Source organism: Dietzia sp. DQ11-38-2 (assembly GCF_014145055.1).
Lineage (GTDB): Bacteria > Actinomycetota > Actinomycetes > Mycobacteriales > Mycobacteriaceae > Dietzia.
Genome location: NZ_JAALDW010000183.1, coordinates 1 through 8,642, shown reverse-complemented (window position 1 = coordinate 8,642; position 8,642 = coordinate 1). Strand labels below are relative to the sequence as shown.

Sequence of the window (8,642 nt, the reverse complement as noted above, 5' to 3'; positions counted from 1 at the left end):
CGCGGCCCGGCCGCCGCCCCCCGAGCCGTCGGAGACGCGGAGGGTGACCTGGGATCCGGGGATCCCGGTCCCGCCGTCGAGACCCACGACGATCCCGTAGGTGCGTCCGGTGCCGGAGACGAACTGGGTGTTGACGATGAATCCGGCGCCGGTGAGCAGCGAGGTCGCCGCCGACTGGCTCATCCCCTCGACATCGGGCAGCGCCGCGCCGCTGGTTCCGGCCTGGTAGGCGGGATCCGGTGCGGGCAGCTGGACCGGGCCGTAGATCTGGGCGATCGGGGTGAACGCGGAGAACCAGGTGTTGGCAGGCTCGAGACCACCGAAGAGGTTGCCGTACGCGCACTGGCGCAGGGGGCTGGTGCACAGCTCGCTCGTGGTGGTGCCGTCGTTGAAGGCGTAGACGGCCGCCGAGTAGTTGTTGGTGTACCCGAGGAACGCCGAGGAACGGTTGGCCTCCGTGGTTCCGGTCTTGCCCGACATGGGCAGGCCCCATCCGGCGGCCCCCGCCGCGCCCGCGGCGGTGCCGGCTCCCACGTGGTCCTTGGACAGGGCCACCGAGAGGGTGTTCGCCAACCCGGGCTCGACCACCTGCTCGCAGCTCGGTTCGTTCAGTTCGACCGGCGCCCCGGTGCGGTCGGTGATCGACTCGATGGGGCTCGGCGGACACCAGGTTCCCCCGGAGGCCAGGGTGGCCCCGACGTTGGACAACTCCAGGGCGTTGACCGCCGTGGGTCCGAGGGTGAACGATCCCAGGTTATTCTTCTTGATGAACCCGGCGATCGAGTCGCCGTCCGCCGCGGTGCCCTTGCGGTCGTACGACCGCATCCCGAGACGCACCGCCATGTCCACGGTGGGAGCGACCCCGACGTCCTTGATGAGGTTGACGAAGGTCGTGTTGGGCGACTGGGCCAGCGCGTCCGCCACGGACAGTGACCCCGGGTACGACCCGGCGTTCTCCACGCAGTACTGGCCGGGCGGGCATCCGGGGGCGCCACCGGCGCCCAGGCCGGAGACCTGCACGCGGCGCGGAACGGACAACGTGGTGTTGGTGCCCATCCCCTTCTCCATGGCCGCGGCCACCGTGAAGACCTTGAACACCGAGCCGCCGCCGTCGCCGACCAGAGAGAACGGCTGGGGCTGGACCGTCTGGCTGTCACCCAGTTCGAGGCCGTACCGGCGGCTGGAGGCGATCGCCGCGACCTTGTGGGAATCCCGGCCCGGACGCACGACGCTCATGACCTGCGCCACGCCCTGGCCCGTCGGGTTGCCGTAGGTGTTGAGCGACCGCTGGACCGAGTCGTGGACGGTCGGGTCGAGCGTGGTGCGGATGGTGTACCCGCCCTCCTGGACCATCTCGCGGCTCAGACCGTTCTGGTCCAGGTAGTCCAGTACGTAGTCGCAGAAGAACCCTCGGTCGCCGGCGGTGATGCAGCCACGGGGTAACGAGTTGGGGCGTTCCAGCACGCCGAGGGGCTCGGCCGCGAAGGCCGCGCCTTCCGCCGGCGTGATCGCGCCGGTCTGGACCATGGTGTCGATGACGGTGTCGCGACGGTCCTTGGTGTCCTCGGGGTGGGCGTAGGGGTTGAACATGCTGGTGGACTGGATCATCCCGGCGAGCATGGCCGACTGCGGCACGGTCAGCTCGGAGGCGTCGACCCCGAAATACGTCTGGGCCGCGGTCTGGACGCCGAAGGCGCCGTTGCCGAAGGAGATCAGGTTGAGGTACTTGCTGAGGATGTCGTCCTTGCTCATCTCGGCGTCCAGCGTGAGCGCCATCCGGATCTCTTTGATCTTGCGCGCCGGGGTGGTCTCCACGGCGGCTCGCCGTTCCGCGTCGTTCTCCGCTGAGACGAGGAACTGGTAGTTCTTGACCAGCTGTTGATCGATGGTCGAGGCGCCCTGCTGGACGTCGCCGGACGTGGCGTTGGTGAGCGCCGCGCGGATCGTGCCCCGCCAGTCCACACCGTTGTGGTCGGCGAACCGGCGGTCCTCGATCGCGATGATCGCCAGCTTCATGTTCTGCGAGATCTGATCGCTCGGGACCACCACGCGCTGCTGGTCGTACAACCAGGCGATCGGTGTGCCCTCGGAGTCGGTGACCGTCGAGATGGACGGGAGATCGCCCTTGATCAGGTCCGCCGAGGTCCCGGACAGGGAATCCGCCATCTTGTTGGAGGCCAGCCCCGCCGCCCCGGCTATCGGGAACAATGATCCGGCCGCGACCACCCCGGCCGCGACACAGGTCGCGACCAGCTTTCCCAGCGAACTCATACCCGACACGGGGCCAAGAGTACGTGAACACCCCCGTCCCGCCACCCCGCGAGGCCTCCGACGCACACGACTCTTTACTTCTGTTGTGTGACTGCGGTAACAATATTAGAGAACGCGGGACGTTTCGAACCCGGATGAGGTCGTGTGACGGCCCTCACCGCCGAGAGGCTCCCGCGGACACCGTGGGCCCGCCGCGCCGGGCGGGTCCAGAAGGCCGGAGGCGTGTGCGGCAGACCCGTCCGCGACTCCACACAGACAGGGGTACATCGATGACGGCCACCCTTCCCGGGACCTCCCGGACCGACGACGCCGGGGTCCGCCCCGGCTCAAGCAATCCCCTCGGTTCCGAGGAGACGATCATCGGGGAGGGGCGCCAGGAGTGGGTCGCCCAGGCCCGGTGCAAGGACATCGACCCGGACGAGCTCTTCGTCCGCGGCGCCGCGCAGCGCAAGGCAGCGTCCATCTGCCGCCACTGCCCGGTCCTCCTGCAGTGCCGCGCCGACGCGCTGGACAACCGCGTGGAGTTCGGGGTCTGGGGCGGGATGACCGAGCGGCAGCGGCGCGCCCTACTCAAGCAGCACCCCGAGGTGCGGTCCTGGGCCGACTTCTTCGCGCAGCAGATCGAACGCCATACCGTCATCTACTGACTCCCACCGGTTCCGTACCCCACACGACGCGACCCGCGGCTCCCGCCGCGGGTCGCGTCGTGTGTTCAGGCCCGGCGCCGGTTCACCCACTCAGTCGGTTCACCCGCAGAGCTGGTCGCCGACCGAGCGCAACGCCTCCAGGTTGGAGATCTCGAACGGGAGCGAGGGCACTCCCACGATCCGCACATCCGGATGGGTGTCGGTGAAGGACTCCAGGAGGCGGACCTCCTGCTTGGCCGTCCCGGCCCGGTCGGCGTGGATCCGCAGCACCGCCTCCGCCTCGGGGTTCCCCGCCAACCGGTCGGCGGCCGCACACGCCTGCTCGGCTGTCAGGTCGGTGAGCCGCGGGTGGGTGCGGTTGATCACGACCCCCGCGAGCGGCATCGACTCCTCCGACAGTCGTTCGGTGAAGAACGCGGCCTCGCGGAGGGCGGGCCGCTCCGCGGAGGAGACCACCAGGAACTCGGTGCCCTTGCGCCGCAGGATCGCCTGGGTGCGGGAGGCCCGCGTGGCGAACCCGCCGAAGGTGGAGTCCAGGGCCACCACCATCTCGGAGGCGTCCTTGAGCATGGAGGACCCGACGACCGCCGACACCCCCCGCATGGCGGTGCTCATGGCACCGGTCATCAAGCGGCCGACGCCGCGGCCGGGCGCCGCGAACACCCGCATGAGGCGACTGTCCATGAAGGCGCCCAGGCGGCGCGGGGCGTCGAGGAAGTCGAGCGCGTTGCGTGAGGGAGGGGTGTCGACCACGACGAGGTCCCACGTCGAGTCGTCGAGCAGCTGCCCCAGCTTCTCCATGGCCATGTACTCCTGCGTCCCAGCGAACGAGGTGACCATGGTCTTGTAGAAGTGGTTGTCCAGGATGGACTGCGCCTTCTCGGCCGTGGTGTTGGCGATGACCAGCTCGTCGAACGTGCGACGCATGTCGAGCATCATCGCGTGCAACGACCCGTCCGAATCCGCGTGCTCCGGTCCCAGGTCCACGCGGGACGGTTCGTTCGAGAGGTCGTCGATCCCCAGCGCCTGCGCGAGGCGCCGGGCCGGGTCGATGGTGAGGACCACGGTGTCGCGGCCGAGTTCGGCGGCGCGCAGGGCCACCGCGGCGGCGGTGGTGGTCTTGCCCACCCCGCCGGCGCCGGTGCAGACCACAACCCGGGTCGCCGGGTCTGTGAGCAGTCCGGTGATGTCGAGACGACGAGTCATGATCAGTGCACTCCCTGGTCGGCGAGGGCGGAGGCGAGGTCGTACAGGTCGGAGACCTCGACGCCGTTGGGCAGGGCCGGCAGCACGAGGGTCGGGCAGCCGGACGAGGTCAGGGTCTCGCCGGCGGTGAGCTGTCCGCGTGCGACGCGGGCGTGCTCGATGGCCTCCACCAGGAGCCCCTGCAGCCCCTCGTCGTCGAGCTCCACACCGGTCTCCTCGAGACCGGCCAGCACCGCCTCGGCGTCGATGTCCTCCTCGGCGATCCGCTGCAGCGCGTCGTCGTCGAGGTGCCGGGTCTCCGCTCGGTTGATGATCACCTGACCCACCCGCAGATCATGGGACCGGAGCTCCTCGATCGCCTCGATGGTCTCCTGGACGGGCAGCGATTCGAGCAGGGTCACCAGGTGCACGACCGTCTGCGGGGAGTGGACCAGCTCGGCGACGGCATCGGCCTGACGACGGATGGGCCCGCCGGCGGCGAGGTCGGCCATCGCGGTGGTCACGTCGAGGAACTTGCCGATGCGACCGGTGGGCGGGGCGTCGACGACGACCGCGTCGTACACCACTTCCTTTTTGGCGTGTTGGCGCGTGACGACCTCGTAGATCTTGCCGGTCAGGAGAACGTCCTTGAGGCCGGGTGCGATGGTGGTGGCGAATTCGATCGCGCCCACCGACTTCATCACCTTGCCCACCACCCCGAGGTGGTAGAAGGTGTCGAGGTAGTCGAGCATCGCGGCCTCGATGTCGATGGCCAGCGCGAACACCTTGCCACCGCCGTCGACCCGGGCCACGAGTTCCTCGCGGTACGGCAGCGGCGAGCGGTCGAAGATCCGCGCGATGCCCTGGCGTTCCTCGACCTCCACCAGCAGGACGCGCTGTCCGGTCGAGGCCAGTGCCAGCGCGAGCGAGGTGGCGACCGTGGTCTTGCCGGTGCCCCCCTTGCCGGAGACGTAGTGGAGGTCCGCGCGGGCGGAGGCGTCGGACCAGCCGGTGGACAGCTCGTCGGCGATCGTCGACCTCACGGACTGACTCGACGTACCCGACTGGGTCGATTGCGTTCCTGGTGTGTCGGTGGACGGCATGCGGTCCACCCTAAGCGGTTCCACCACGGCGCGCGGGCCGCCGGCGACTTCCCTAGAGTGGGGGCATGAGCGAATCCACCCCCGCAGCCCGGTTCGAGTACGTGACGGTCCCGCTGCTCACCCACGCCACCAAGCAGATCCTCGACCAGTGGGGCGGTGACGGCTGGGAGCTGGTCTCCGTCCTGCCCGGCCCCACCGGTGAGCAGCACGTCGCCTACCTCAAGCGTCGGCTCTGATGCCGGAGGGCGAGGGCGGCGGGTACTGGACCCGCAAGCTCGAGCAGCTGGGGATCGACCTGCCGACCGTCGTCCCCCCGCTCGCCAACTACGCGCCCGCCGTGCGGACGGGCGCCTACGTCTACACCTCCGGTCAGCTGCCGATGATCGACGGCGCTCTCGCCGCGACCGGCAAGGTCGGTGCCGCGGTGTCCCCGGAGACGGCGGCTGATCTCGCCCGGACCTGTGCCCTCAACGCACTCGCCGCCGTGGACGGCCTGGTGGGCATCGACTCGGTGGTGCGGATCGTCAAGGTCGTCGGCTTCGTCGCGTCGGCCCCGGGCTTCAACGCCCAGCCCGCGGTGGTCAACGGCGCCTCGGATCTGCTGGGTGAGGTGTTCGGGGACGCCGGCGTCCACGCCCGCTCCGCGGTCGGGGTCTCCGAGCTGCCGCTCGACGCGCCCGTCGAGGTCGAGCTCATCGTCGAGGTCGAGGGATAGGGCCGGACGGTGGCCCGGGACGGAGAATGCCGATGACCGGCGGCCTGGCCCCGATCACGTTCCCGGCGTACGAGACCCTGCGCCCCGTCACGGACCTGGCCGGGGTGATCCTCTGCGACAACCCCTCGGAGATGACCTTCGAGGGGACCAACACGGTGGTGCTGCGGGCCCCCGGATCGCGCACCGCCGTGGTGGTGGACCCCGGGCCGGAGAATCGCGCGCACGCTGAGCGGATCGCCGCGATCGTGGGCGAGATCGAGCTCGTCGTCATCACCCATCGACACGGGGACCACACCGGCGGGATCGACGACCTCCGGGCGCTGACCGGCGCGCCGGTCCGGGCGGTCGGACCGGTGTACTGCCGGGATGCGGCGCCGTTGGTGACGGGGGGCGACGACGACGAGGTGATCCACGCCGCCGGGCTGGACCTCACCGTGCTGGCCACTCCCGGGCACACCGCGGACTCGATCAGTCTCGAGGTGCGTCCGGCGGGTGCCGGGTTCACCGCGCGCGCGGACTGTGTGGTGCTCGGCGACACGATCCTGGGTCGCGACTCGACCGTTCTGGACTCCACCGACGGCGATCTGGGGGACTACCTACAGAGCCTCGACCAGCTGTCCGCCCGCGCCGACGGCGTGGTGGGCATCCCCGGCCACGGTCCGGATGTGGCCGATACCGCTCGCGCCGCCCAGGTGCTGGCCCGTCACCGGCGGGACCGGCTAGAGCAGATCGCGGCAGCCCGGGACGTGCTGGGACCCGATGCGTCCGCCGAGGTCATCACGCAGCACATCTACCGGGATGTCTCTCCGTTCCTGCTCAAAGTGGCCGAGCAGTCCACCCTCGTGGCCCTGCGCTATCTGGATCGGTCCGGTTAGACCGGCCGACCCGGCCCGCCCTACGACAAGAGCGTTCCGCACCCCTTCTCGAGGGAGGTGTGCGGAACGCTCTTGTCGATGGGCCGGGGCGGCTCGGCGGGCCTCAGCGGGCGCGCCGGGCCAGGCGCTCGGTGTCGGAGATGATGACGCTCTTGCCTTCGAGGCGCAGCCAACCCCGGTGTGCGAACTCGGCCAGGGCCTTGTTGACCGTCTCGCGGGAGGCGCCGACGAGCTGGGCAATCTCCTCCTGCGTGAGGTCGTGCGTCACGCGGATGTTGCCGCCCTCCTGGGTGCCGAAGCGCTGGGCCAGCTGCAGCAGCGCCTTGGCCACGCGACCGGGCACATCGGTGAAGATGAGGTCGGCGAGGTTGTTGTTGGTGCGGCGCAGACGGCGGGCGAGCACCCTCAGCAGCTGATCGGAGATCTCGGGCCGCTCGGAGATCCACCGCTTCAGGGCCGAGCGGTCCATGGACTGCACGGAGACATCGGTGACGCAGACCGCGGACGAGGTGCGCGGGCCCGGGTCGAAGATCGACAGCTCACCGAACATGTCCGAGGGGCCGAGGATGGACAGCAGATTCTCGCGACCGTCCGGGGCCTTGCGGGAGAGCTTCACCTTGCCCGACGTGACGATGTAGAGGCTGTCGCCCTGCTCGCCCTCGCGGATGATCACATCACCCTTCGAGTACTCCTCGCGGGTCAGGTCGGCACGCAGCGCCGAGATGGCCGCGGGCTCGACACCCTGGAAGATGCCGGCCCGGGTGAGTACGTCGTCGGCCGACTGGTCCGTGCGGCGATCTATCGTCACAGTCCGTGACCCTCCCGTTCGGGCGAGGACGAGCGAGGTCCGCGCCATGGCGTGCGTGTGGCGAGAGCCACTGTAGCCGTTCCGGTGCCCCCGGTGTGACCAACCCGCGGCGACCGGGGTGGGTCAGTTCTCGATCTGCTCCGGCTCGGCCAGAATGGAGGCCTCGAACCGGTCCATCAAGAGGGCGAACCCGGCGAGGAGGACCGGGACCAGGACGACGAGGATTCCCTGCATGCCCCCGAGTAAACACCCCCGCGGGCCGACGCGCACGTGCGGCCGGCTCACCCGCAGGTGGCCCGGGCCGTAATGTGGACGCATGCCCGACCCCGCTCCAGCTTCCGTGAAGCGCCGCAGACGAGGGGTGGCCGCGAGGGGGGTGGAAACCGACCTCGGGCGCACCCGCCGCGCCCGGCGCATGCTCCGCACCCTGGAGGACGCGTTCCCCCACGTCTACTGCGAGCTGGATTTCCGGAACCCGCTCGAGCTGAGCGTCGCGACGATCCTGTCCGCGCAGTGCACGGACAAGCGCGTCAACGAGGTCACGCCGGCGCTGTTCGCCCGGTATCGGACCGCGGCCGACTACGCGGGCGCGGACCGTGAGGAACTGGAGACACTGATCCGACCGACCGGCTTCTACCGCAACAAGGCGCGGAGTATCCAGGGGCTGGGTGCGGCGCTGGTGGAGAAGTTCGACGGCGAGGTTCCGCGGCGGCTCGAGGACCTGGTCACCCTCCCCGGATTCGGACGGAAGACGGCCAACGTGGTGCTCGGCAACGCGTTCGGTGTGCCCGGACTGACGGTGGACACCCACTTCATGCGTCTGGTCGCCCGGTGGAAGTGGACAGAGGCCACCGACCCGGTGCGCATCGAGCGCGAGGTGGCCGCGCTGCTGCCCCGGCCCACCTGGACCGACGCCAGCCACCGGATCATCTTCCACGGTCGCCGGGTCTGTCACGCGAGGACGGCGGCCTGCGGTGCGTGTGCCCTGGCCTCGGACTGCCCGTCCGCCGGCGAGGTCGGCCCGCTCGACCCGGTGGC

General features: G+C 70.0%; 9 protein-coding genes. 5 read left to right on the top strand and 4 right to left on the bottom strand.

All coding sequences use genetic code 11. From position 1 onward, the window contains the following. Positions 1-2,271: transglycosylase domain-containing protein (locus G6026_RS07010; protein ID WP_182612746.1), on the bottom strand; the 2,271-nt coding region annotated here is incomplete at its 3' end. A gap of 269 nt (positions 2,272-2,540) precedes the next feature. Here G6026_RS07010 and G6026_RS07005 point away from each other — a divergent pair. Next, positions 2,541-2,918 carry a WhiB family transcriptional regulator gene (locus tag G6026_RS07005; protein ID WP_170114850.1) on the top strand — a complete coding sequence of 126 codons (378 nt, stop codon included), beginning with the start codon at positions 2,541-2,543 and terminating at the stop codon, positions 2,916-2,918. A gap of 99 nt (positions 2,919-3,017) precedes the next feature. On the opposite strand, the gene G6026_RS07000 is transcribed toward G6026_RS07005, so the two are convergent. Further along, entirely contained in the window at positions 3,018-4,124 is a 1,107-nt protein-coding gene (locus tag G6026_RS07000) for an ArsA-related P-loop ATPase (protein WP_107755624.1), read from the bottom strand. Between the two features lie 2 nt (positions 4,125-4,126). Then, positions 4,127-5,206: an ArsA-related P-loop ATPase gene (locus G6026_RS06995; RefSeq protein ID WP_182612745.1), complete on the bottom strand. Its 1,080-nt coding sequence runs from the start codon at positions 5,204-5,206 to the stop codon at positions 4,127-4,129. A 65-nt stretch (positions 5,207-5,271) separates the two neighbouring features. Here G6026_RS06995 and G6026_RS06990 point away from each other — a divergent pair, with 65 nt between their 5' ends. From G6026_RS06990 to G6026_RS06980, 3 genes are read left to right on the top strand one after another with little or no spacing between them, the layout of a single operon-like run. Further along, positions 5,272-5,442: a hypothetical protein gene (locus G6026_RS06990; protein ID WP_107755626.1), complete on the top strand. Its 171-nt coding sequence runs from the start codon at positions 5,272-5,274 to the stop codon at positions 5,440-5,442. Further along, on the top strand, positions 5,442-5,921 hold the full coding sequence (locus G6026_RS06985; protein WP_107755627.1) for a RidA family protein: 480 nt from the start codon (positions 5,442-5,444) through the stop codon (positions 5,919-5,921). Before G6026_RS06990 ends, G6026_RS06985 begins: the two co-directional genes overlap by 1 nt. A gap of 32 nt (positions 5,922-5,953) precedes the next feature. Further along, positions 5,954-6,796: an MBL fold metallo-hydrolase gene (locus G6026_RS06980; RefSeq protein WP_107755628.1), complete on the top strand. Its 843-nt coding sequence runs from the start codon at positions 5,954-5,956 to the stop codon at positions 6,794-6,796. A 103-nt stretch (positions 6,797-6,899) separates the two neighbouring features. Here the strand turns inward: G6026_RS06980 and G6026_RS06975 are convergent, their stop codons facing one another. Beyond that, on the bottom strand, positions 6,900-7,604 hold the full coding sequence (locus G6026_RS06975; RefSeq protein WP_017838335.1) for a Crp/Fnr family transcriptional regulator: 705 nt from the start codon (positions 7,602-7,604) through the stop codon (positions 6,900-6,902). A gap of 316 nt (positions 7,605-7,920) precedes the next feature. Between G6026_RS06975 and nth the strand changes: the two genes are divergently transcribed. Continuing rightward, positions 7,921-8,642, top strand: a 722-nt coding sequence (gene nth, locus G6026_RS06970; protein WP_182612744.1) for an endonuclease III, incomplete at its 3' end; no start/stop codon positions are given.

Coding starts and splice junctions, on each gene's coding strand:
- G6026_RS07005 (WP_170114850.1), top strand. CDS start 2,541: ATGACGGCCACCCTTCCCGGGACCTCCCGGACCGACGACGCCGGGGTC.
- G6026_RS07000 (WP_107755624.1), bottom strand. CDS start 4,124: ATGACTCGTCGTCTCGACATCACCGGACTGCTCACAGACCCGGCGACC.
- G6026_RS06995 (WP_182612745.1), bottom strand. CDS start 5,206: ATGCCGTCCACCGACACACCAGGAACGCAATCGACCCAGTCGGGTACG.
- G6026_RS06990 (WP_107755626.1), top strand. CDS start 5,272: ATGAGCGAATCCACCCCCGCAGCCCGGTTCGAGTACGTGACGGTCCCG.
- G6026_RS06985 (WP_107755627.1), top strand. CDS start 5,442: ATGCCGGAGGGCGAGGGCGGCGGGTACTGGACCCGCAAGCTCGAGCAG.
- G6026_RS06980 (WP_107755628.1), top strand. CDS start 5,954: ATGACCGGCGGCCTGGCCCCGATCACGTTCCCGGCGTACGAGACCCTG.